This window comes from Kribbella sp. HUAS MG21 (genome assembly GCF_040254265.1).
Taxonomy (GTDB): domain Bacteria; phylum Actinomycetota; class Actinomycetes; order Propionibacteriales; family Kribbellaceae; genus Kribbella.
Genome location: NZ_CP158165.1, coordinates 535571 through 555970 on the forward strand (window position 1 = coordinate 535571; position 20400 = coordinate 555970).

Sequence of the window (20400 nt, forward strand, 5' to 3'; positions counted from 1 at the left end):
GACACGAAATACTGAAAGGTAATAAAACTTCTGGATCGTTTTCACCAGTGAATCTCACGGGCGCGACCAGGGCACCCACCGGGCGAGGGTTGAGGCATCAACCACCCCGAAAGGACCGTCATGAACGTCAGCCGCCGTACCCTCCTCCGCACGACCGGTGCCGCCGCACTGGCTGCCGCCGTCGCCCCGGCCGTCACGGGCGGGGCGGCCGCGACACCGAAGCTCCCGTTCGGCCCGGTGCGGCAGATCGCCGCCGGCGTGCTGAACGTCGGCTATGTCGAGCTCGGGCCGTCGGACGGCACACCGGTCCTGCTGCTGCACGGCTTCCCGTACGACATCCACAGCTACGAACAGGTCGCGCCCCTGCTCGCCCGCCGCGGCTACCGCGTCGTCGTGCCCTACCTGCGCGGCCACGGCAGTACTACGTTCCGCTCGGCCTCCACGCGACGCAACGTCGACCAGGCCGCGTTCGCGCTCGACATCCTCGCGCTGATGGACGCCCTGCACATCCCGCGCGCCGTGCTGGCCGGCTACGACTGGGGCTCGCGGACCGCGGACATCATCGCCGCGCTGTGGCCGGAGCGGGTGCAGGCCCTGGTGTCGGTGACCGGCTACCTGATCACCAACCTGGAGTTCAACAAGATGCCGCTGCCGCCCGCGGCCGAGAACGCCTGGTGGTACCAGTACTACTTCGCCACCGAGCGCGGCGCGCAGGGCCTGCACCAGTACAAGCGGGAGCTCGGCGAGTTCATCTGGAAGTTCAACTCGCCGACCTGGAAGTACAGTGCGGCGACGTACGCCCGGACCGCGGCGGCCTTCGAGAACCCGGACTACGAGGCGATCGTGATCGGCAACTACCGCTGGCGGCAGAGCCTGATCCCCGCCGAGCCGGAGTACGCCGAACTGGAGGAGAAGCTGCAGCAGGCGCCGAAGATCGCGGTACCGACGATCACCATCGACGGTCGGTACGACCCGTTCACGCCGGCCGGCAACGGTTCGTCGTACCGGGACCACTTCATCGGCAAGTACGAGCACCGCACCTTCGACGTCGGGCACAACGTGCCGCAGGAGGCGCCGCGGGAGTTCGCGCAGGCCGTGGTGGACGCGCACCGCCTCAGTCGATGACCGCTTCCAGCGCCGGTACGACGCTCCGCGCCCAGTCGGCCTGGCTGTCGGGCTGGGCGGAGGTCGTCGCCAGCAGCGCGACGGTCGAACCACGGACAACGGACAGGTCGACGTAGGACTCGGCTCCGGCATAGGAACGGACCGCAGCCGCGGCAGCGTCCTGCGACCACAGCTGTTTGACGCTGAGGTCCCCACCGGTGCCACAGGCCTTCATCCGGGCCTGGTAACCCGCGAAGTACTGCCCTGCTTGACCAGAGTCCTTGAAGCGGAGCAGGAGTGCGGTGGCGGGTTGCGCGTCGGCTGTGCGGTAGCTGCCGGTCAGGGCGTGCGCCGGGACAGGCAGCGAGCCGCTGACGCTCCCGGCGCAGCCGGAGGGCAGGGCCTCGTACGACGCCTGGTGTGGGTCGCGGCGGCGGGTCCAGGTGTTGTTGCCGATGAAGCCGACCTCGGCACCACCTGGGTCGTTGTAGGTCTTCCAGCCGCTGCCGAGCTTTTCCGGCGCCGGGAGGTTGGTAGAGCTCAGCGGCCCGGCGGTGGCTGGAGGTGGTGCGGTCGCCTCCTCCGGGACCTGAGGTGGCACGGCTGCGTCCGTGGGCTTGGCGGTGGGGAGCGTGTTGGTCGGCACGGGCACCGTGCCGCCGACGGTGCTCGGGATGGGTGGCGGCGGCGGTGTCGTCTGCGGGACCGCGGTACTGGAACTACAGCCGACCAACGCGGTGAGCAGCAGCGCGGCTACTAGGGCTTTCACTTCGGCTGGAAGTGCTGGTAGTCGGGTTTGGCCCAGTTGGCGCCCCAGAAGTACCCCTGCCCGATCAGGGCCTTGGTGGCGGTGCTGGTCGAGAACAGCATGCCCGGACGCGCCGGGGAGCGCTTGATGTACGCCGTGCCGTTCGACGGGTACCAGACGCCGTTCGCGGCCAGGTACGGGTTCTCGACGGTGTTGATGTCGATCGCCCAGCCGTAGGAGTGCGGCGACAGCGAGTACGGGTCGCCGGTCACCCGCCGGCAGTTGAACGCGGACGTGTTGTCGGCCGCCATCGACTTGATGTCGCTGCCGCCGAACACGTCCACCCGGCGCATCTGCCGGATCGGAAACTTCGCCGCGAGCGTCGAGTTCCAGACCGTGATCATCTTCGGCACGGCGGCGTCGCGGAGGATCAGCTCGCCGCGGTGCACCCGGCCGTCGAAGCCCCAGTAGTTGAGCTGCAGGAGGCGCAGCGACGACGGCCGCACGGGGCAGCCGGCCCGGTACGTGTACGGCACCATCGCGGCGGAGACGGCGTACACCTTGGGGTTCAGGGCGGCCTTGATCACGATGGTCGCGGGGGCGGAGTACTCCATCTCGGACTGAGTGACGTAGCGCGTGACAACCCGGACGGTGCGGGTGGCCGGCAGGTCGTCGGGCATCCGCAGCCGGAAGTTGCCGGCGGCATCCATCTTCGCGATGTTCACCAGCCGCCAGCGGCCGCTGCCGAGGTACTCCTGGAGCGCGAGCTCCTTGCCCGGCTCGGCCGGCACCATCTTCCCCGTGACGGAGACGCCGGTCAGCGTCGCGTACCAGGGCGCCGGGGTGTTGACCACGATCTTGCGGTCCTGGATCGGCACGGTCCGGTAGTCTGAAATCGCCAGCGCGGTCTCCGCCTTGACGCCGATCATCGTCCGGAACGCCCAGGTGCCGGTGTACGCCGAGACGTAGCTGAACCGGTAGACGCCGCCGGTCGTGGTCCGGGTGGCCGCGCGCAGCACCCAGGCGCCGGGGACGCGTTGCCACAGGGTGATGTACGAGCCGGTGATCGGCTGGCTGATCTTGCCGGTGAAGACGGTCGGCCGGTCCTCCCAGGAGGCGGCCGGCTGGTCGAGCGTGATGCTCCAGGCCGCCGCGGCCGCCTTTGAGGTCGGCGTCTCAGTCGGGGTGGGCGTTGGCGACGGCGATGGTGTGGGCGTCGGAGTCGGCGAGGGAGATGGAGATGGAGACAACGACGGAGACGGTGACGGTGAGTCCGTCGGTGTCATGCTCGGCGTCGGAGTCGGTGTTTCCTGCGCAGAGGCGGCACCGACCGTCCCCAAACTCAACAGAACTGCGACCGCCACCCCGACGAAGCGCCTCATCCGCCTCACCCCTCCCCTGGAGAACACCTACCCCTCTGAAGAGGCGGTGACACAAGGAAGACGTCACACGGACGCGGGAAGTTGGGCTACTCCTGCAGTCTCTTCACCGCGGCGTCGATGCGCTCGTCGGTCCCGGTGAGCGCGATCCGCACGTGCCGCTCACCCGCCGTCCCGTAGAACGCACCCGGAGCGACGAGGATCCCGAGGTCCGCCAGCGCGCCGACGGAGCCGTACGCGTCGTACGACGGGTGCGACGCCCACAGGTACAACCCGCCGTTCGACAGCGTGATCTCCCAGCCCGCGTCGGTCAGCGCGTCCCGCAGGACCGCACGACGCCGCAGGTAGCGCGCCCGCTGCTCCTCGACGTGGGTGTCGTCGGCGAACGCCGCCGCCATCGCGGCCTGGATCGGCGACGGCACCATCAGTCCGGCGTGCTTGCGAACCGCGAGCAGCTCGCCCACGACGGTCGCGTCGCCGGCCACGAAGCCGCCGCGGTAGCCGGCCAGGTTCGAGCGCTTGGACAGCGAGTGCACCGCCAGCAGGTTGTCGAAGCTGCCACCGCACACGTCCGGGTGCAGCACCGACACCGGCTTCTCGTCCCAGCCGAACTCGGTGTAGCACTCGTCGCTGACCAGCAGGACGTCGTTCGCCCGGGCCCACTCGACCGCCCGGCGCAGGTCGTCCGGCGAGGTGATCTCGCCGGACGGGTTGCGCGGGGAGTTCAGGTACGCGATCCGCACCGGACCGTCGTACGTCGTCGGGTCCGCGACAGGCACACTGGTCGCCCGCGTGAGCGCGGCACCGGCCTCGTACGTCGGGTACGCCAGGTCCGGGATCAGGACCGTGTCGCCGGCGCCGACGCCGAGGAGCGTCGGCAGCATCATGATCAGCTCCTTGGTGCCGATCACCGGCAGCACCTCGCGCGCCGGGTCGACCCCGGTGACCCCGAGGCGCCGCGCCATCCAGTCCACCGCCGCCCGCCGCGCGGCCGACGTACCGATCGTCGTCGGGTACGCCGGGGCGTCCGCGGCGTCGGCCAGCGCCTGCTTCACCAGCGCCGGCACCGGGTCCACCGGGCTGCCCACCGACAGGTCCACGATGCCGTCGGGGTGCTCGGCCGCCTTCTGCTTGTAGGGCCCGAGCTTGTCCCACGGGAAGTCCGGCAACCGGCTGGAGGTCTCGAAGATCACGGCGCCATTCTCCCCTACCCGCCCGCTCGGCGAGCCGCCCTGTCCACAACACTACGATCGGGTGCTGACAGGGGGTGACCGGATGACGTACGACGTGGCGGTGGTCGGGGCCGGGGCGATGGGGTCCGCCGCGGCATGGGCGCTGTCAGCCGCGGGGCGCGAGGTCGTCGTACTGGAACAGTTCACGCTCGGGCACGAGCGGGGCGGCTCGCATGGCGCGACGCGGCTGTACCGGGCGGCTGTCGACGACGCCGAGGTGGCTGAGCTGACGGAGCGGGCCCGGCCGTTGTGGCGGGAACTGGAGGCGCAGTCCGGCGAGACGCTGCTCGAGGAGACCGGTGGGATCGACCACGGGATGAGCGACACGTCGGTGGAGGTCTTCCGGACGTTGCACGGAGCAACCGGCTCCGTGTTGTCCGCGGCGGAGGCGGCCGAGCGGTGGCCCGGGTTCCGGTTCGAGACACCTGTGCTCTACCAGCCGGGGTCAGGTCGGCTGTACGCCGAGCGGGCGGTGCACGCGCTACAGGTCGTGGCTGGTCGTTCCGGTGCCGAGTTCCGCGTCCAGTCGCCGGTGCGAGCCCTGCGGGCGCATGACGGTCTGGTCGAGCTCGACGTACCAGGTGGTGCTGTGCGGGCGCGGCACGTGGTGGTGACCGCTGGGCCGTGGACGCCGCGGCTGGTGGGTGGGCTGGTGCCGCTGCCGCCGTTCAGGGTCACGCAGGAGCAGCCGCGGTTCTTCGCGCCGCTGTCGGACGAACTGGAGTGGCCGAGCTTCGTGCACCACGGCCCGACCAGTTACGGGCTCTACGAACCCGGGTCCGGCGTCAAGGTCGGACTGCACGCGACCGGGCCGGAGGTCGATCCGGACACCCGCGACTTCCGCCCGGAGCCGGAGCGGGACGCGAGGCTCATCAGGTACGTCGGGCAGTGGTACCCGGGCCTGGACCCGCACCGGTCGACGGCGATCAGCTGTCTCTACGACAGCACGGCGACGGCGGACTTCGTCATCGACCGCGCCGGACCGGTCACTGTCGCCGCCGGGTTCTCCGGCTCGGGCTTCAAGTTCGTGCCGCTGGTCGGCTGCTTCGTCCGGGACCTGGTCACCGGCGGCCCGCGGCCGCCGGCCCGGTTCAGCTTCCGGACTGCTCAGAGGTAGAGGCCGGTCTGTCCGTCCTCGAGGCGGCCGGCGGCGACCGCGTGCAGGTCGCGCTCGCGCAGCAGGATGTAGTCGTCGCCGCGGACCTCGACCTCGGCACGGTCCTCCGGGTCGAACAGCACCCGGTCGTCGACCTCGACGGTGCGCACGTTCGCGCCGATCGCGACCACCTTGGCCCAGGCCAGCCGGCGGCCCATCTGGGCGGTGGCGGGGATCAGGATGCCCGCCGACGACTTCCGCTCGCCCTCCTGCTCGAGGGAGACCAGGACCCGGTCGTGCAGCATCCGGATCGGCAGCTTGTCGTCGGAGAGCCGCTTGCGTGGAGTCACCGGCGACCCACCAGGCGGCGGATCACCAGCAGGACGCCGACCACCCCGGCCACCGCGCCGACCACGGCGACGATCTTCTGGGTGCGCAGCCGGCCCTGCTCGTCGAAGACCTGGGACTTGGCCTGCTCGACCTGGCGCAGGGCGACGTTCTTCGGGTTCGCCCGGTCGACCAGCTCGTCCACGGTCGAGGCCAGGCGCGCGCGGGTGGCGGCGATGTCCGCCTCGATCTGCTCGGCGGTCCGAGCTTTCGTGTCCGACACTTGTCGGCGCTCCCTTCCGTCCGCGGGGCATTCCCCGAGCTGCCCCTGCTGTCAGCACCATCCTCGCAGGTCATCCCCGCAAGTCCACGACCACCTTGATGTCATCCGGTTCCCGGGCCAATGCGTCCGGCCAGTTGGACAGCGGCACGGTCCGGGTGATCAGCCGCTCCAGCCACGACCGGTCGGCGGCCAGCAGCACGTCCACGGCGTCCGCGTAGTGCCGCTTGCCCGCGTTCACCGTGCCGACCAGGGCCGCGTTGCGGACCACCAACTGCCGCACCAGCGCGTCCAGCTGTACCTCTACGGTGGCGGGCCCCGGGTGGATCCCGGCCAAGCACATGACACCGGCCGGTGGCAGCAGCGATGCGCAGTCGTACACCAGCTGCCCTACACCGGTCGCCTCGATCACCACGTCCGGTACGACGTCCAGTTGCCGCAGGTCCGTCAGGTACGTCCCGCCGAGTGCCCGCACCAGGTCCGGCTTCGGCCCGTCCGTGACGCGGTCCAGCACGTGTACGTCGTACCCGCGCTGCTGAGCGATCAGTGCGGCCAGCAGGCCGATCGGCCCGGCGCCTGTCACCAGCACATGCTGCGGCGTGAAGGAGGACCGGGCGCCGACCTGGTCCACCTGTTCCCACGCCTTGGTGAGAATGCTGGCCGGCTCCACGAGTACGCCGAGCTCTCCGAGTTGGGCAGGCACCGGTACGGCGAAGTACGGGTCGACCCGCCAGCGTTCAGCGCCGTACCCGTCGAGGCCCTTGATGCCGCGCTCGGCGTACTGCCCGTTGCGGCAGAAGTCCCACTCGCCACGTGCGCACGCCGGACAGGGCACCGGGTCGGGCCGGCGGACCACACCGGCCACCAGGTCGCCGGCCGCGAAGCCGGAGCCGACAGGTGCTTCCAGCACGCGTCCGAGCGACTCATGCCCGATGACCAGCGTGTCGGAACCAGCCGGGCCGCTGCCGAACTCTCCGGACACCATCTCGAGGTCGGTGCCGCAGATGCCTGTCAGCAGGCCCTCCACCAGAATCGACCCGTCGGCGACCGGCGGCTCCGGTACCTCTCCTACTGCCGCCGAATCGGCCCTGCCCCGTGTGACTGTCATGGCCCGCATCGGCCCAGGCTAACGGGGACCTGCGCGGTGTACGCCCGCACGTAACATGGCGCGCAGTAGACCTACTCCGTGGAGGACCTGATGTCCGATCGTCTGTCCGTCGGCGACACCGCCCCCGACTTCACCCTGCCCGATGCCGACGGCAACGACGTGGCCCTGGCCGACCTGCGCGGGAAGAACGTGATCGTCTACTTCTACCCGGCCGCGATGACCCCGGGCTGCACGAAGCAGGCCTGCGACTTCCGGGACTCGCTCGACGCGCTGCAGGCCGCCGGGTACGCCGTCCTCGGCATCTCCCCCGACAAGCCGGCCAAGCTGGCGAAGTTCCGCGAGCGCGACGGCGTCACGTTCCCGCTGCTCAGCGACCCGGACAAGGAGGTGCTGACGGCGTACGGCGCGTTCGGCGAGAAGACCATGTACGGGAAGAAGGTGACCGGCGTGATCCGGTCCACGTTCGTCGTCGACCCGGACGGCAAGATCGCCGTCGCGCAGTACAACGTGAAGGCCACCGGCCACGTCGCCAAGCTGCGCCGCGACCTCGGACTGTGAATCGGGTTGTGAAAAGGCACCTCGCGGAACACCGGTAACAGAGGAAAACCTTCGACCGTTTCATGGCGGTGGTCCATGGAACGGTCGTTTGAGCACACCAGATCTGTGATTTGGATCACAGGTGGATCTCAGCGGATCGCAGCGGACCCGGCACGCAGGGTGAGTTTTTGAGCGTTCCTGCGAAAGAGCCGTACTCCGGGGCCTGTTCCGGTTCGGCGACGGGTAGGTCACGACCGTTCCCGGACTTCGCCCCGACGTGCGGAAACCGGGTAATCTGCGCGCGCAGTCAGCCTCTGGGAGGGAGGGACCTGCCGCGATGGGAAAGCATTCCTCAGCGGTCACGCGAAGTAACAACAACCGCCGGTCGGTGTACATCACCGCGGTCGGGCTCTTGGTGCTGTCGCTGGGCGCGGTCTTTGTGGTCCGGTCCTTCGGATCCGAGTCGGGCGCCGACGGGTTCCTCGGCGGCGGCAAGGCCTGCGCCGACCCGACGCAGATCCAGCTGGCCACCACGCCCGAGATGCAGTCACCGCTCGAGGCCGCGGCCAAGGCGCTCGCCACCAAGGGCGGCCAGGACGACACCCCGTGCCTGCAGATCACGGTCAGCGCGGTCCCGTCGGCCCAGGTCGCACGGGACGTGGCGCACGGCAGCGACAACCGGCCCGACCTGTGGGTGCCGGACTCCTCGCTGTGGGTCGCCCAGGCCGACGACGGCCAGAGCCTGCCGACCGTCGCGGTCGACTCCATCGCCACCACGCCGATGGTGCTGGTCGGGCGCAAGGAGAACTTCGCCGACACCTCTTCCTGGCTGCGGATGCTGAGCGCCACCGAGCCGGCCCTGCTCGACCCGCTGAACACCTCTCCGGGCGCGCTGTCGCTGCTGGCGGTCCAGATGGAGCGCCAGAAGACCTCCGCGTCCGACACCCAGGTGGCCCAGGTGGTCGTTCCGCTGGCGCAGCGGCTCGGCTCGCTGGCCAAGCCCTACACCGATGCGAACGCGCTCTTCGGCCGCGCGGACCGGGACGGCAGCAAGATCGTCGTACCGGCCACCGAGCAGAGCTTCGTGAAGTACCAGGAGGCACACCCGGAGGCCCAGCTCAAGGCGATCCAGCCGGGCACCGGCACGCTCACCCTGGACTACCCGATCGTGGTCACGGCGAAGTCCGACACCGACGCGGCAAGCAACGCCGCCCAGGCCCTCGCCACCGAACTGCTGACCGACGGCGCCTCCCAGGCGCGCGACGACGCCGGCTTCCGCGACACGTCGTTCAGCCCGCTGAGCGGCGGCCGCGGCGTCGGTGACGTGACCCAGCTGGCCAAGCCGACCAACGAGGCGATCGACAGCACCCTGCAGAACTGGACGCGGCTGTCGCTGTCCACGCACTCGCTGGCGGTCATCGACGTCTCCGGCTCGATGGCCGAGAAGGTCGGCGCCAAGACCCGCTGGCAGCTCACCGTCGAGGCCGCGGCCGGCGGCCTGAGCCTGTTCCCGGACACCGCCGAGCTCGGCCTGTGGACGTTCTCGACGAACATCGGGACCGACAAGGCCGACTACCGGCCGCTGGTGCCGATCGCGCCGCTGTCCAAGAACCAGCGCGCGAAGATCGTCGGCCAGCTGACGGCGTCGAAACCGATCGTCGGCGGCGGCACCGGGCTGTACGACACCGCGATCGCGGCCGTCCGGGCGGTCCGCCAGGACTACAAGTCGAACGCGGTCAACACGATCCTGCTGTTCACCGACGGCAAGAACGACGACCCCGGCAGCCCGACCCTCGCGCAGGCCGTCCAGACCCTCAAGGGCCTGCAGGACCCGGCCCGCCCGGTCCGCATCATCGCGCTCGGCATGGGGCCCGAGGCGAACGCCGACGAACTCTCGGCGCTGGCCACGGCCACCGGCGGTTCGGCGTACGTGGCTCGCAACCCCGGCGACCTGAAGACCGTCTTCATCGACGCCCTGCAGAGCCGCTGACCACACCCAGGAGCGCCGCCTCCCCTAGGATGTCTACCTGGGGGAGGCACCAGCCCTCCTCAGCCAGAGTGGTGGAACGGCAGACACACCGGCTTTAGGTGCCGGCGCCCCCGGGCGTGCGGGTTCAACTCCCGCCTCTGGCACAACCACGTCAGCCTGCGCGGGCATCGTTGCCGACCTCCGGGATCCGATGGCGCACCCCGAGTACGACGTTCACGAGGAGCAGGGCGGCGGTCACGACGGGAACCACGGCGTACGTCGTGCGGGTCCGGTCGGTGACGAGGCCGGTCGCCGCGGACGCGAGGCCGGGTTCCGCTGTCAGGACGACGAGCAGTGTCAGTGCCGTCGTGATGGCGAGCTTGGTCAGCACCCACCGCTGGCGAAGCGACCGGCCGCGGGCGGCTGCGGCCAGCCCGGTGGCCAGGGCCGCCACTGCGAGGGGCCGGAGCAGCCAGGCCGCGAGCGGGATCGCTGGCGGGCCGACGACTGCTCGATCGACACGGCAGTCGCGGTGGTCGGCACCCGGTCGGCACTGCTGCTGCTCCGGGAAGCCTTGTACGGCGCGACCCGGTTCGACGAATTCGCCAGACGCGTCGGCATCACCGACGCGGTCGCCGCGGCCAGACTCAAGGAGCTGGTCGGTGCCGGGATCCTCGAGAAACGCCCCTACCGCGAGCCTGGCCAACGCGCCCGGTCGGAGTACCACCTCACGGACCGGGGACGGGCGCTCCTACCGGTCCTGCTCGCACTGTGGCAATGGGGCGACACGTTGCAGGAGCGTCCGCCACTGGAGGTGGTCGACGCCGACGGTGCACCGGTGCGGGTCGCCGTACTGTCCGCGCACGGCGAAGACCTCAGCCTCGAGGACCTCCACGTGCGACGCGCGCAGCCGCGATGAGTGGCGCAGTGGTCAACCATCCGTAGGCACCGATGCTGGTGGCGTAGTTGCCGTGGGCATCGATTGCGCCGGATCAGCGGTGCCGGGTGCCGTCGTCGACGTGGATCGTCTCGCCGGTCACCCAGCCCGCGCCGAGGAGCCACAGTGCGGTGTCGCTGACGTCTTGGAGCGTCCCGACTCTGCCCGTGAGGGAGGCCGCGGCAGCGCCGTCGTACAAGGCGGTGCGACGCTCGTCCGGTAGCCGGTCCCAGATGCCCGAGTCGGTGAAGCCGGGCGCGATGGCGTTGACACGCAACGGCGCGAGTTCGACGGCCAGGTGGGTGACCAGCGCGGCCAGGGCAGCATTCGCAGCACCTTTGACGACGGTGCCGGGCTTGGGTTTCCAGCCCACGATGCCGGAGAAGAACAGCAACGATCCGCCGGCCGGCATCCGCCGGGCGAAGTGCTTGGCCAGCAGCAACGGCCCGACGATCTTGGCGGCGAACGCGGCCCGGAGCTTGTCGTGCTCCAGGTCGGGCACCGCCACGTCGTGGTGCGCCGACGCGGTGGAGATCACGTGGTCGAACGTGCCGAGGTACTCCGCGGCGCCGGCGATGGTGGTCTCGTCGGCGATGTCGATCCGCACGTCGGCGCCGGACCGGGCGGCGACGACGACGTCGGCGCCGGCCTTGACGGTGCGCCGGGCGATGTCGGCGCCGATACCGCGGGCCCCGCCGACGACCAGGATCCGTTTGCCTGTCAGGTTCTCGTCCATGACCGAGACGGTATAGATTTGCTACCGGTATCTTCAACGCTACCGAGAGGGCCTCATGAGCAAGGCGTACAACGTCATGGCGGCGACCTGTCCGAGTCGCACCGTGCTGCACCGCATCGGGGCGCGCTGGACGGTGTTCGTCGTGAACGCCCTCGAGGACGGGCCGATGCGGTTCACCGACCTCAAGGCGCACATCCGCGGCATCACCCCCAAGGCCCTCACGGAGACGCTGCGCGCCATGGAGACCGACGGCTTGCTCGCCCGCACCGACCTGGGCGGCAACCCGCCCCACGTCGAATACGCCCTGACCGAACTGGGGCGCTCGCTCCTCGTCCCGTTGCGCGCCGTACGCCAATGGGCCGAGACGCACGTACCCGACATCCTCGCCGCCCGCGAGCGAGCCACCGCAGGCTGAACCCGACCAGCGCCTTCCGATCAACTTCATGCGGTACGGCGGATCGGCGACGACTCCGTCGCCCGCCTGTGCGGCGTCAGTTCACAGCCGGTGCTGTTCGTACGGTGCCGGCGGTACGTCGTACGAACCTGGGAGCCGAGGCCCAGTGTTCCGTGCGATCGCGATCAGTGCCGTCAGGGTGTGCTCGAACCACCCGAACAGCACCCACACGAACAGGCTCCACACGACGGCTCCGCCAACCGCCACAACTCCGACTACGACGTCGTACTCCGACCCGTCGGCGACTGCCCGCAGTACGCCCACGCCGGCGACGACGATCGCCACTGCGATCAGCACCCACTTGATGGCGCCGATGGCCACGGCAACCCGAGTACCCGCTGTCATGGAATCAGACATGACTCCCCCTCCATCCCCGAGCCCCCCTCGGGATCGGATCACCGTAACGCTCTGTGCGCGACATGGCCAGAGCTGACGATCAAACCCGCTGCTCAGGCTTGGGCTGTAGGTGGATTGTGCCTGTGGTGCCGTGGAGGGTTGTTGGGGTGTCGTTGCGGATCTTGGTGGTGGCGTGCGGGACTGCCAGGACGGCGGGGATGCCGTGTTCGCGGGCGACGATGGCGGCGTGGGAGAGGAGGCCGCCGGTTTCGGTGATGACGCCTGCGGCGATGGTGAGGAGCGGGGTCCAGGCGGGGTCTGTGTGCGGGCAGACGAGGATGTCGCCGGGGATGACGTGCGGGAAGTCGGCGGGCCCGCGGACGATTCTCGCGGGCCCTGTGGCCGTGCCGTGACTGCCGGGGGTGCCCGTCAACGGTGCGGGGTGGGGGTCGGCCGAGCGCGGGAGTTCGGCGGTGATCGGGCGCGTCTGGAGGAGCCAGAGTGCGTCCCCGGCGATCGCCCATTCGATGTCCTGCGGCGCACCCAGGAGACTCGCGACGCAGTGGCCCAGGTTGGCCAGGCGTACGGCGGTCGCGTCGGTCAGGGTCGGCGTACGGCGGCGCATGGCGGGGACCGCTCGGGTGATGAGCCCGGAGCCGTCACGGTGGAGGGAGGTGGGTTTGTCGGGGATTGTGCTGGTGACGGAGCCGGCCGTGATCTCGTAGTGGTCGGGGGTGGTTCGGCCTTCTACGACGGTGGGGCCGAGGCCCCAGGAGGCTTCGATGACGGTGGTGGGGCCGGTGAAGAGGACGCCGGAGATGTCGGCGTCCACGTGGTGCTGGACGATGACGGACATCGACGGTACTGCGGAGCCCTTGCGGTACGCCGTTGCGCGCGGGGACCACAGCGACGACCGGCAGGCGCGTACGGCGTCAACGACCGCGGTAACGCCCTGCACGGCGAGGAAGCTGTCGTGCTGGCCTGCCGCCGACGTCAGCGCGGTGTCCTCGTTCGACGCCGACGAACGGACCGCGACCGGTGGATCGCCCGCGCTCGCCAGCCACCGGCCGAGCTCGTCCACGTCCAGACCGTCGGGAGGTACGACGACCCCGTCCGGCACCGGGAACCCGGCCCGCAGCAACGCGCCCAGCCCACCAGCCTTCCCGCCACACACCTCAGCCGTAGCCTCCGCGAGCGGAATCAGCACGACGCCTCCCTATCAACGAAACGTTGACAACAAAACGTTGACAACGTTCTGTTGATGATCCACGGTAGACGCATGCGACGCAAGCACGACGCCGACCAAGCGCAGGCCGACCGCCAGCGGGAAGCCCGGGAGCAACTACTCGCGAAGGGCGCGAAGGACCTACCCAGCCGGCCGTGGCGACCGGCGCGGATCCCCCTGTCGGCGGTGGATCTCACCCAGTTCGCGGCCTGGCGATCCGCGGACCTGACCGACGACGACCTGCTCGCGGCCCTCGCACTGTTGCCGGCAGCCCGCGCCGAGGTCGACGAGGTCGAGGCAGGTCTGCTCTTCCTGGCCAGGAGCTCAGGGCTCACCTGGGCGGACATGGCCGACGCGATGGGCTTCAGCTCACCGCAGGCCTGTCAGCAGCGGTTCAACCGACTCACCGCGCGGCAGGATTCATGACACACCTGGTCCTGCACGCGGTCCGCCTGCTGGGCTTCGCGGACACAACCGCTGTCGCCCGACGGTTCGACCTCCCACAGGAGGAGGTCGACACAACGCTCCAAGACGCCGAGGCGCGCGGTTGGACGACGTACAGCAGCTTCGCCGGCACCGCGGGCTGGTCGCTCACCGAGGCAGGCCGCACCGAGAACGAACGCCTCCTCAAAACCGAACTGGCCGACAACGCGGACACCGTCCGCAAGCTGTACGACGAATTCCTGCCGCTCAACGCCCTGCTGCAACAGGCCTGCACGGACTGGCAGCTGCGCCCGACGCCGACCGACCCACTAGCCGCGAACGACCACACCGACCCGTCCTGGGACGCCGGCGTCCTGCACGAACTGGAGGTGATCAACGGCGCCCTCAAGCCGATCGCCGAACGGCTCACCACCACCCTGCCACGGTTTCGCGGCTACGACACCCGCTTCGCACACGCCTTGCAACGCGCTGCCGCAGGCGACACGGAATGGGTCGACCGCAGCGACGTCGACTCCTGTCACCGGGTCTGGTTCGAACTGCACGAGGACCTGCTGGCGACCCTCAACCTGCGCCGCTAGTTGCCCTCAGCATCCAAGTACGCCGCACCCCGGGGCGAGAGCCGGTACCCGACCTCGAGACTGTAGGTCAGCCCAAGGTTCTTCAACTTGCGTACGTCGAGCTTGAACGGCGCGGTCTCGCGCCCCACGGAAGCCGCGAGCTCGGCGGCCCGGGTCGCGGGCTTGGTCTGGATCAGCCGCAGGGTGTCGAGCGTCCAGGCTCCGTGCTGACTGAGCTCGTCGAAGCGGGCCAGCCGCTCCCGCAGCTCGGCCAGGTCGGCGTCCGACAACGACGTCTGCGCGGCCAGCTCCTCGCGCGGATCCGGCCCCTCGACCAGGTGGAACCGGATCAGGAACGTCGGCAGCGTCTCGTCCCCGCGCAGCCGGCGCCGGACGTCCCGCGCGTTCCGCCGGTCGGCGAGCTCGAGGTCGGGGTCGTTGTCCGCGATCAGCTCCGGATTGACCTCGCGGATGCTGTCGACCTCGATCCGGCCCGCGTTCGTGCGGTAGACCCGGCCCTCGACCACCCGCGGCTCGGCCCACCGCCGGTACGCGACGGTGATCCGCCCGCTCGCCACCCCGTCCTTGTCCGATCCGGCGAACAACATGGCTAGCTCCCCAGCGCCTTGGCGACGACGGGCGCCAGCGCGCGCAGCGCCTTGCCCCGGTGGCTGATCGCGTCCTTCTCCTCGATCGAGAGCTCGGCCGTCGTCCGGTCGTAGCCCTCGGCCTGGAACAGCACGTCGTACCCGAACCCGCCGGTGCCGCGCAGCTCACGGATCACCGAGCCGCGCATCTCGCCGAGCACGATCTCGTCCGGGCCGTCCGGCCGGACGAACGCGACCGCCGCCACGAACGACGCCCCGCGACGCTCGTCCGGCACGTCCTCCAGCTGACCGAGCAGCAGCAGGTTGTTCGCGTGGTTGTCCTTCGCCGGGCCGGACCAGCGCGCGGACAGCACGCCGGGCATCCCGTTCAGCGCGTCCACGCAGATGCCGCTGTCGTCGGCGATCGACGGCAGTCCGGTCGCCTCGAGCGCGGCCCGCGCCTTCAGCAACGCGTTCCCCTCGAACGTCGGCTCGGTCTCGGCCGGTTCGTCGTACGGCGGGACGTCACCGAGCCCGAGCACCTCGATACCGGGCACGATCGGCGTCAGGATCCGCCGCAGCTCCTCGAGCTTCTTCTTGTTGTTCGAGGCAAGCAAGACCTTGGTCACGCGAGCGCCTCCTGCTGGATCTTGGTCAGCTCGGCACAGCCCGCGACACCGAGTTCCAGCAGGCTGTCCAGCTCGGCGCGGTCGAACGGCGCGCCCTCGGCCGTCCCCTGTACCTCGATGAACTTGCCGTCGCCGGTGATCACCAGGTTCATGTCGGTCTCGGCGCGGACGTCCTCCTCGTAGCAGAGGTCCAGCATCGGCGTCCCGTCGATGATCCCGACCGACACCGCGGAGACCGACCCGGTCAGCGGCTCGCTCTTCAGCAGCTTCCGCTCGCGCAGCCAGGACACCGCGTCGGCGAGCGCGACGTACGCACCGGTGATCGCCGCCGTGCGGGTGCCGCCGTCGGCCTGCAGGACGTCGCAGTCCAGCAGGATCGTGTTCTCACCGAGGGCCTTGTAGTCGATCACGGCGCGCAGCGACCGGCCGATCAGCCGGGAGATCTCGTGGGTGCGACCACCGATCTTGCCCTTCACGGACTCGCGGTCGGAGCGGGTGTTGGTGGCCCGCGGCAGCATCGCGTACTCCGCACTGACCCAGCCGAGGCCGCTGCCCTTGCGCCAGCGCGGCACGCCCTCGGTCACGCTCGCCGCGCACAGCACCCGGGTCCGCCCGAACTCGACCAGCACCGAGCCCTCGGCGTGGTCGAGCCAGTTCCGGGTCACCTTCACCGGGCGGAGCTGGTCAGGGTTACGTCCATCGATACGGGCCATGCGTCAAACCCTATGCCTGGACCCGGCGGACCTCCGCATCGAGTGGGCGGGAGCGGAGCTGGCTGATCGCCATCCGGCCGGCCCAGGGCAACAGGTCGTTGGCCCGCCGCCCGACCCACGGCGCCCCCTCCTTCACCAGCCACACGGTGTCCGCCCACCTGCTCGGCGGCCGGTACGCGCAGTCCAGTTCCGGCGGTACGTCGATCCGCAGCCCGCGGACCGCCAGCTCGTCGGCGAACGCCCGGGCCAGCTTGCGGTGCCCGCGCTCCCCCGGGTGCAGCCGGTCGACGCTCCAGAAGTCCCGCCGGTACACCTCGGGGTAGTCGGCCATGTCCAGCCGGATCCCGCCGAACCGCGCGTGCAGGTCGTCGTACACGACGTTCACCTGCTCGATCCGGTGCCACAGCGGCCGCCGCAGCCACCGGGGCAGCCCGAACACCTGGCCGTGGTCGTGGAACCGGACGGTCAGCAGCAACGCACCCCGTGCGGTCAGCTGCTCGGCGCACACATGCAGGTGCTCCCGGATCCGGCCGGCGTCGAAGGTGGAGCGCAGGGTGTCGTTGACGCCGACGATCAGCGAGGCGAGATCGATGCGACTGTCGCCGGTCCGGGGCAGTTGCTCGGTCGCGACGACCGGCACCGTGGCGCCGCTGGTCGCGAAGTTGGAGAACGTCACACGGTGGGTGCTGGCCAGCGAGTCGGCGAGCAGCGAGGCCCAGCCCCGCCACCCCTCGCCCGGGCGCGCACCGGCACCGGACAGGTCGGTCGTACTGCTGCCGTTCATCGGGTCCCCGACACCTACAGTGGTCGAGTCCCCCAGTGCCACGTAGTGGAGGCTCACATTCCGCCATGGTGGCGGCACGGAGCGAGACCGCGGTGTTCGGCGGATGACGACCAGGAGGGCGGCGGGGAAACTCTCTGCAATTCCAGCAGGAGGACCACTGATTGCTAGCCAGAATTGCTCGGAGTTAGGCTGTTACAAACAACTATGTGCAGGAGCTGCCTGGTATGACTGATCTTCGGTTTGGCGTCGTGGGCCTCGGCGCCCGCAGCCGCATCGCGCAGTACGCGCACCGTCCGGGCGAGGGGTCCGAGGTGGTGACCCTCGCCGACCCGTCCGCGCCGCAGCGCGACGCCGCCCTCGAGCTGTACCCGGAGGCGACCGCGCACGCCGACCACACCGAACTGCTGGACGCCAAGCTCGACGGCGTGTTCCTGACCACGCCCGACGACCTGCACGAGGGTCCCGCGATCGACTTCCTCCGGGCCGGCGTCTCGGTGTTCGTCGAGAAGCCCCTCGCCATCACCACCGAGGGCTGCGACCGCGTCCTGCAGGCGGCGTACGACTCCGGCGCCCGGCTGTACGTCGGCCACAACATGCGGCACATGCCTGTCGTGCTGACGATGCGCCAGCTGATCCAGGACGGCGCGATCGGCGAGGTGAAGGCGATCTGGTGCCGGCACTTCGTCGGCCACGGCGGCGACTACTACTTCAAGGACTGGCACGCCGACCGGCGCCGGACCACCGGGCTGCTGCTGCAGAAGGGCGCCCACGACATCGACGTGATGCACTGGCTGGCCGGCGGCTACACGACCCGCGTGAACGCGATGGGCGCACTCACCCTGTACGGCGACATCACCGACCGGATGGACCGCACCGGCCAGCGGTTCAAGGACTTCGTGTCGATCGACAACTGGCCGCCGCTGGAGCAGAAGGGCCTGGCGCCGGTGATGGACGTCGAGGACCTCTCGATGGCGAACCTACTGCTCGACAACGGCGTCTTCATGACCTACGAGCAGTGCCACTACACGCCCGACTACTGGCGCAACTACACCGTGATCGGCACCCACGGCCGGCTGGAGAACTTCGGCGACGGGCCGGGCGGTGTGGTGAAGGTGTGGAACAGCCGCCGCTCCGGCTACCGCGAGGACGCCGACCAGGTCGTCGAGATCGCCGGCGACACCGAGAACCACGGCGGTGCCGACCCGCACCTGGTGGCCGAGTTCGTGAACTTCGTCCGCGACGGCGGCGCGACCCTCACGTCCCCGATCGCCGCCCGCGCCGCGGTCGCCGCCGGGTACGCCGCCACCCAGTCGTTGCGCGCGAACGGCGTACCGCAGGACGTCCCGGCGCTGGACCCGGCCCTGGTCGCGTACTTCGACAACGGGCAGACGCGCTGAGGGTGCTACCCTTTCCGACGTGACCAGGTACGCCGCGATGCGAATGCTGAGCCCTCGATGCGGGAGGACTTCAGCGGCGTAGGCACATGTGCTTGCAGCGAGAGGCCCCCGATGTCGGGGGCCTCTTTCGTTTCCGGACAAAGCTGCACACCACATGGAGCCTGAGTTGTACCCGATCACCTACATCACCGACTGTTTCGACGGCAACGCCCGCGCCAGACTCAGCACCCGGATCGGCGCCCTGTTCGGCCAGTCGCCGACGATCGTCGCGGCCGACGGACCTGATCCGGAGTCGTTCGCCGCCCTCACCCTGCTCGACTGTTTGGTGGCCACCTCGTCGCTGGGCGAGGACGGGCATCCGACCATCACGCTGCTGAACATCGCGCCGCGCGACGGCGTCTGGCCGAACGGCGTCCCGTTCTGCTTCTTCCACCACGGCAAGCATCTGGTCGCGAGCACCTTCAACGCCCGCGTGCTCTCCCTGGTACGGCGTGAGCTCGGCGTCGAGCACGTGTACGTCACCGACATCCGCGACGCGGTGACGGCCGCCGGCTTCGGCGCGGACGAGATCGAGAAGATCGCCGGCACCCAGTTCCGGAGCCTGTGGTACCTGCCGCTGCTCGCGAAATGGGTCGCCGACGGGCGGCCGGTGCCCGCGGTCGAGACCGCCGTACCGGAGGTCCTGGACGCCGATCCGGTCGTGACCATCGTCGACAACTTCGGCAACTGCAAGCTCGACCGCCGCCTGGAACCGGACTTCGGCAGCACGCTGCCCGTTGCCCGGCGCAACGACGACGGCAGTACGACGGTCGTCGAGGTCGCGTGCTACCCGCACCTGACCGCCGTACCGCGGAACGCGCCGGGCATCGTCCCGGGCAGCTCCGGCAGCGGCTTCACCGAACTGGTGATCCGCGGCGGATCGGCAGCCGCGGCGTTCGGGCTGCGACCTGGCGACACCCTGCTGGAGCCGGTCGAGGCGAACGTGGCCTGAGTCAGATGTCGAAGACCGCGTCCGGGGTGGCGAGTTCGACCGGGCCGGCGAAGGTACGGCGGGCGTGCTCGGCCTGGGTGACGCGGTCGTACCACGGCGGCACGTGGGTGATGACGAGCCGTTTCACCCCGGCCTTCGTGGCGTGCTCGCCGGCGTCGGACGGGGTCAGGTGCAGGTCGACCGGGTTGTCCGGCACGTCGTCCGGCAGCGCGGCCTCGGACAGCAGCACGTCGGCGCCGCGGGCCAGCTCGACCAGTGCCTCGTTGGGCCCGGTGTCGCCGGTGTAGACGAGCGACTTGTCGCCGTGCTCCACCCGGATCGCGTACGCCGGGACCGGGTGCACCATCGGCGCGGTGCGGATCGTGAACGGCCCGACCTGCTGGACGTCCCGCCAGGCGTGGAACTCCAGCTCCTCCTCCATGCCCGGGTCGAGCGGCAGGTCGTACGCGAGCGCCATCCGTCCCGCCGTACCGGGCGGGCCGAACACCGGGATCCGCGGGATCGGCGACCCGGGCGCGTAGCGCGCCGCGACGTACAGCCCGCACAGGTCCATGCAGTGGTCGGGATGCAGGTGGGACAGGCCGATCGCCCCGATCTCCGGTACGGCGATGTGCCGCTGGAGCGCACCGAGTGCGCCACTGCCGAGGTCGAGCACCAGATGGAACCCGTCGGCGGTGAGCAGATAGCTCGAGGCGGCCGAGTCCGGCCCGGGAACCGACCCGGAGCAACCGATCACGGTGAGCTTCATACTTCGAACCCTACCGGCGGGTCGCTGCGTTCGCAGGGACACCGATGCCCCTGACAACGGATGTACGACGGCCGCGTGCGAC

25 protein-coding genes and 1 tRNA gene are annotated in these 20400 nt (G+C 70.1%); 11 read left to right on the forward strand and 15 right to left on the reverse strand.

From position 1 onward, the window contains the following. The first annotated feature begins 120 nt into the window (after positions 1–120). Positions 121–1125: an alpha/beta hydrolase gene (locus ABN611_RS02530; RefSeq protein WP_350278113.1), complete on the forward strand. Its 1005-nt coding sequence runs from the start codon at positions 121–123 to the stop codon at positions 1123–1125. Here ABN611_RS02530 and ABN611_RS02535 read toward each other — a convergent pair. From ABN611_RS02535 to dapC, 3 genes are all read right to left on the reverse strand, one after another. Further along, complete coding sequence (locus ABN611_RS02535) at positions 1115–1873, reverse strand: hypothetical protein (RefSeq protein WP_350278114.1); 759 nt, start codon at positions 1871–1873, stop codon at positions 1115–1117. The two genes, ABN611_RS02530 and ABN611_RS02535, sit on opposite strands and share 11 nt — an antisense overlap. After that, positions 1870–3102: a M15 family metallopeptidase gene (locus ABN611_RS02540; RefSeq protein WP_350278115.1), complete on the reverse strand. Its 1233-nt coding sequence runs from the start codon at positions 3100–3102 to the stop codon at positions 1870–1872. The genes ABN611_RS02535 and ABN611_RS02540 overlap by 4 nt, the downstream gene beginning before the upstream one ends. A gap of 218 nt (positions 3103–3320) precedes the next feature. Further along, a complete protein-coding gene (gene dapC / locus ABN611_RS02545) occupies positions 3321–4421 on the reverse strand; it encodes a succinyldiaminopimelate transaminase (RefSeq protein ID WP_350281585.1) in 1101 nt (366 codons plus the stop codon). Positions 4422–4506: 85 nt separating this feature from the next. On the opposite strand from dapC, the gene ABN611_RS02550 reads away from it, so the two are divergent. Continuing rightward, on the forward strand, positions 4507–5580 hold the full coding sequence (locus ABN611_RS02550) for an FAD-dependent oxidoreductase (RefSeq protein ID WP_350278116.1): 1074 nt from the start codon (positions 4507–4509) through the stop codon (positions 5578–5580). Here the strand turns inward: ABN611_RS02550 and ABN611_RS02555 are convergent. The 3 genes from ABN611_RS02555 to ABN611_RS02565 form a co-directional block, all read right to left on the reverse strand. Beyond that, a complete protein-coding gene (locus tag ABN611_RS02555; protein WP_131362142.1) occupies positions 5571–5864 on the reverse strand; it encodes a co-chaperone GroES in 294 nt (97 codons plus the stop codon). The genes ABN611_RS02550 and ABN611_RS02555 overlap by 10 nt on opposite strands. A 41-nt stretch (positions 5865–5905) precedes the next feature. Beyond that, the gene (locus ABN611_RS02560; protein WP_350278117.1) at positions 5906–6169 is read right to left on the reverse strand and encodes a DUF3618 domain-containing protein; all 264 of its coding nucleotides are present in this window, start codon (positions 6167–6169) and stop codon (positions 5906–5908) included. Positions 6170–6239: 70 nt separating this feature from the next. Continuing rightward, positions 6240–7274 carry a glucose 1-dehydrogenase gene (locus ABN611_RS02565; protein WP_350278118.1) on the reverse strand — a complete coding sequence of 345 codons (1035 nt, stop codon included), beginning with the start codon at positions 7272–7274 and terminating at the stop codon, positions 6240–6242. A gap of 90 nt (positions 7275–7364) precedes the next feature. Between ABN611_RS02565 and bcp the strand changes: the two genes are divergently transcribed. The 3 genes from bcp (at position 7365) to ABN611_RS02580 (ending at position 9944) form a co-directional block, all read left to right on the forward strand. Next, positions 7365–7832 (forward strand): thioredoxin-dependent thiol peroxidase, encoded by a 468-nt coding sequence (gene bcp, locus ABN611_RS02570; RefSeq protein WP_350278119.1) that lies wholly within the window; start codon positions 7365–7367, stop codon positions 7830–7832. Positions 7833–8148: 316 nt separating this feature from the next. Then, positions 8149–9801 carry a substrate-binding domain-containing protein gene (locus tag ABN611_RS02575; RefSeq protein ID WP_350278120.1) on the forward strand — a complete coding sequence of 551 codons (1653 nt, stop codon included), beginning with the start codon at positions 8149–8151 and terminating at the stop codon, positions 9799–9801. A gap of 62 nt (positions 9802–9863) precedes the next feature. Continuing rightward, positions 9864–9944 (forward strand) — tRNA-Leu (locus ABN611_RS02580). An 8-nt stretch (positions 9945–9952) separates the two neighbouring features. Here ABN611_RS02580 and ABN611_RS02585 read toward each other — a convergent pair. Continuing rightward, entirely contained in the window at positions 9953–10234 is a 282-nt protein-coding gene (locus tag ABN611_RS02585; protein ID WP_350278121.1) for a hypothetical protein, read from the reverse strand. Positions 10235–10312: 78 nt separating this feature from the next. On the opposite strand from ABN611_RS02585, the gene ABN611_RS02590 reads away from it, so the two are divergent. Then, positions 10313–10699 (forward strand): helix-turn-helix domain-containing protein, encoded by a 387-nt coding sequence (locus ABN611_RS02590; protein WP_350278122.1) that lies wholly within the window; start codon positions 10313–10315, stop codon positions 10697–10699. A gap of 73 nt (positions 10700–10772) precedes the next feature. Here ABN611_RS02590 and ABN611_RS02595 read toward each other — a convergent pair whose 3' ends face one another. Then, positions 10773–11453: an SDR family oxidoreductase gene (locus ABN611_RS02595; RefSeq protein WP_350278123.1), complete on the reverse strand. Its 681-nt coding sequence runs from the start codon at positions 11451–11453 to the stop codon at positions 10773–10775. 55 nt (positions 11454–11508) lie between these two features. Here ABN611_RS02595 and ABN611_RS02600 point away from each other — a divergent pair, with 55 nt between their 5' ends. Then, positions 11509–11868 (forward strand): helix-turn-helix domain-containing protein, encoded by a 360-nt coding sequence (locus ABN611_RS02600; protein WP_350278124.1) that lies wholly within the window; start codon positions 11509–11511, stop codon positions 11866–11868. Between the two features lie 81 nt (positions 11869–11949). On the opposite strand, the gene ABN611_RS02605 is transcribed toward ABN611_RS02600, so the two are convergent. Both ABN611_RS02605 and ABN611_RS02610 read right to left on the reverse strand, forming a co-directional pair. Then, positions 11950–12264, reverse strand: a complete 315-nt coding sequence (locus tag ABN611_RS02605) for a hypothetical protein (protein ID WP_350278125.1) — start codon at positions 12262–12264, stop codon at positions 11950–11952. A gap of 79 nt (positions 12265–12343) precedes the next feature. After that, positions 12344–13450: a PEP/pyruvate-binding domain-containing protein gene (locus ABN611_RS02610; RefSeq protein WP_350278126.1), complete on the reverse strand. Its 1107-nt coding sequence runs from the start codon at positions 13448–13450 to the stop codon at positions 12344–12346. Between the two features lie 72 nt (positions 13451–13522). Here ABN611_RS02610 and ABN611_RS02615 point away from each other — a divergent pair, with 72 nt between their 5' ends. Both ABN611_RS02615 and ABN611_RS02620 read left to right on the forward strand, forming a co-directional pair. Continuing rightward, a complete protein-coding gene (locus ABN611_RS02615) occupies positions 13523–13894 on the forward strand; it encodes a hypothetical protein (RefSeq protein ID WP_350278127.1) in 372 nt (123 codons plus the stop codon). Further along, positions 13891–14490, forward strand: a complete 600-nt coding sequence (locus ABN611_RS02620) for a transcriptional regulator (protein WP_350278128.1) — start codon at positions 13891–13893, stop codon at positions 14488–14490. Before ABN611_RS02615 ends, ABN611_RS02620 begins: the two co-directional genes overlap by 4 nt. Here the strand turns inward: ABN611_RS02620 and ABN611_RS02625 are convergent. The 4 genes from ABN611_RS02625 to ABN611_RS02640 are packed head-to-tail and all read right to left on the reverse strand — an operon-like array spanning position 14487 to position 17239. Next, entirely contained in the window at positions 14487–15077 is a 591-nt protein-coding gene (locus tag ABN611_RS02625) for a hypothetical protein (protein ID WP_350278129.1), read from the reverse strand. The genes ABN611_RS02620 and ABN611_RS02625 overlap by 4 nt on opposite strands. A gap of 2 nt (positions 15078–15079) precedes the next feature. After that, complete coding sequence (gene rdgB, locus ABN611_RS02630) at positions 15080–15685, reverse strand: RdgB/HAM1 family non-canonical purine NTP pyrophosphatase (protein WP_350278130.1); 606 nt, start codon at positions 15683–15685, stop codon at positions 15080–15082. Then, positions 15682–16398, reverse strand: coding sequence for a ribonuclease PH (gene rph / locus ABN611_RS02635; RefSeq protein WP_350278131.1), 717 nt, complete (start codon positions 16396–16398; stop codon positions 15682–15684). Before rph ends, rdgB begins: the two co-directional genes overlap by 4 nt. A 10-nt stretch (positions 16399–16408) precedes the next feature. Beyond that, positions 16409–17239, reverse strand: coding sequence for an SGNH/GDSL hydrolase family protein (locus ABN611_RS02640; protein ID WP_350278132.1), 831 nt, complete (start codon positions 17237–17239; stop codon positions 16409–16411). Positions 17240–17406: 167 nt separating this feature from the next. Between ABN611_RS02640 and ABN611_RS02645 the strand changes: the two genes are divergently transcribed. Both ABN611_RS02645 and ABN611_RS02650 read left to right on the forward strand, forming a co-directional pair. Then, complete coding sequence (locus ABN611_RS02645; protein ID WP_350278133.1) at positions 17407–18579, forward strand: Gfo/Idh/MocA family oxidoreductase; 1173 nt, start codon at positions 17407–17409, stop codon at positions 18577–18579. 154 nt (positions 18580–18733) lie between these two features. Then, positions 18734–19570, forward strand: coding sequence for an SAM hydroxide adenosyltransferase (locus ABN611_RS02650; RefSeq protein WP_350278134.1), 837 nt, complete (start codon positions 18734–18736; stop codon positions 19568–19570). A 1-nt stretch (position 19571) separates the two neighbouring features. Here the strand turns inward: ABN611_RS02650 and ABN611_RS02655 are convergent, their stop codons facing one another. Continuing rightward, positions 19572–20318, reverse strand: coding sequence for an MBL fold metallo-hydrolase (locus ABN611_RS02655; protein WP_350278135.1), 747 nt, complete (start codon positions 20316–20318; stop codon positions 19572–19574). Positions 20319–20400 lie beyond the last annotated feature (82 nt).

What these genes read in the sequence shown, in the direction of transcription:
- ABN611_RS02625 (WP_350278129.1), bottom strand. Translation starts at nt 15,077, where the DNA reads ATGTTGTTCGCCGGATCGGACAAGGACGGGGTGGCGAGCGGGCGGATC.
- ABN611_RS02575 (WP_350278120.1), top strand. Translation starts at nt 8,149, where the DNA reads ATGGGAAAGCATTCCTCAGCGGTCACGCGAAGTAACAACAACCGCCGG.
- ABN611_RS02650 (WP_350278134.1), top strand. Translation starts at nt 18,734, where the DNA reads ATGGAGCCTGAGTTGTACCCGATCACCTACATCACCGACTGTTTCGAC.
- ABN611_RS02605 (WP_350278125.1), bottom strand. Translation starts at nt 12,264, where the DNA reads ATGTCTGATTCCATGACAGCGGGTACTCGGGTTGCCGTGGCCATCGGC.
- ABN611_RS02550 (WP_350278116.1), top strand. Translation starts at nt 4,507, where the DNA reads ATGACGTACGACGTGGCGGTGGTCGGGGCCGGGGCGATGGGGTCCGCC.
- ABN611_RS02595 (WP_350278123.1), bottom strand. Translation starts at nt 11,453, where the DNA reads ATGGACGAGAACCTGACAGGCAAACGGATCCTGGTCGTCGGCGGGGCC.
- ABN611_RS02600 (WP_350278124.1), top strand. Translation starts at nt 11,509, where the DNA reads ATGAGCAAGGCGTACAACGTCATGGCGGCGACCTGTCCGAGTCGCACC.
- bcp (WP_350278119.1), top strand. Translation starts at nt 7,365, where the DNA reads ATGTCCGATCGTCTGTCCGTCGGCGACACCGCCCCCGACTTCACCCTG.
- ABN611_RS02655 (WP_350278135.1), bottom strand. Translation starts at nt 20,318, where the DNA reads ATGAAGCTCACCGTGATCGGTTGCTCCGGGTCGGTTCCCGGGCCGGAC.
- ABN611_RS02555 (WP_131362142.1), bottom strand. Translation starts at nt 5,864, where the DNA reads ATGCTGCACGACCGGGTCCTGGTCTCCCTCGAGCAGGAGGGCGAGCGG.
- ABN611_RS02565 (WP_350278118.1), bottom strand. Translation starts at nt 7,274, where the DNA reads ATGACAGTCACACGGGGCAGGGCCGATTCGGCGGCAGTAGGAGAGGTA.
- ABN611_RS02615 (WP_350278127.1), top strand. Translation starts at nt 13,523, where the DNA reads ATGCGACGCAAGCACGACGCCGACCAAGCGCAGGCCGACCGCCAGCGG.
- ABN611_RS02645 (WP_350278133.1), top strand. Translation starts at nt 17,407, where the DNA reads ATGACTGATCTTCGGTTTGGCGTCGTGGGCCTCGGCGCCCGCAGCCGC.
- rph (WP_350278131.1), bottom strand. Translation starts at nt 16,398, where the DNA reads ATGGCCCGTATCGATGGACGTAACCCTGACCAGCTCCGCCCGGTGAAG.
- ABN611_RS02620 (WP_350278128.1), top strand. Translation starts at nt 13,891, where the DNA reads ATGACACACCTGGTCCTGCACGCGGTCCGCCTGCTGGGCTTCGCGGAC.
- ABN611_RS02530 (WP_350278113.1), top strand. Translation starts at nt 121, where the DNA reads ATGAACGTCAGCCGCCGTACCCTCCTCCGCACGACCGGTGCCGCCGCA.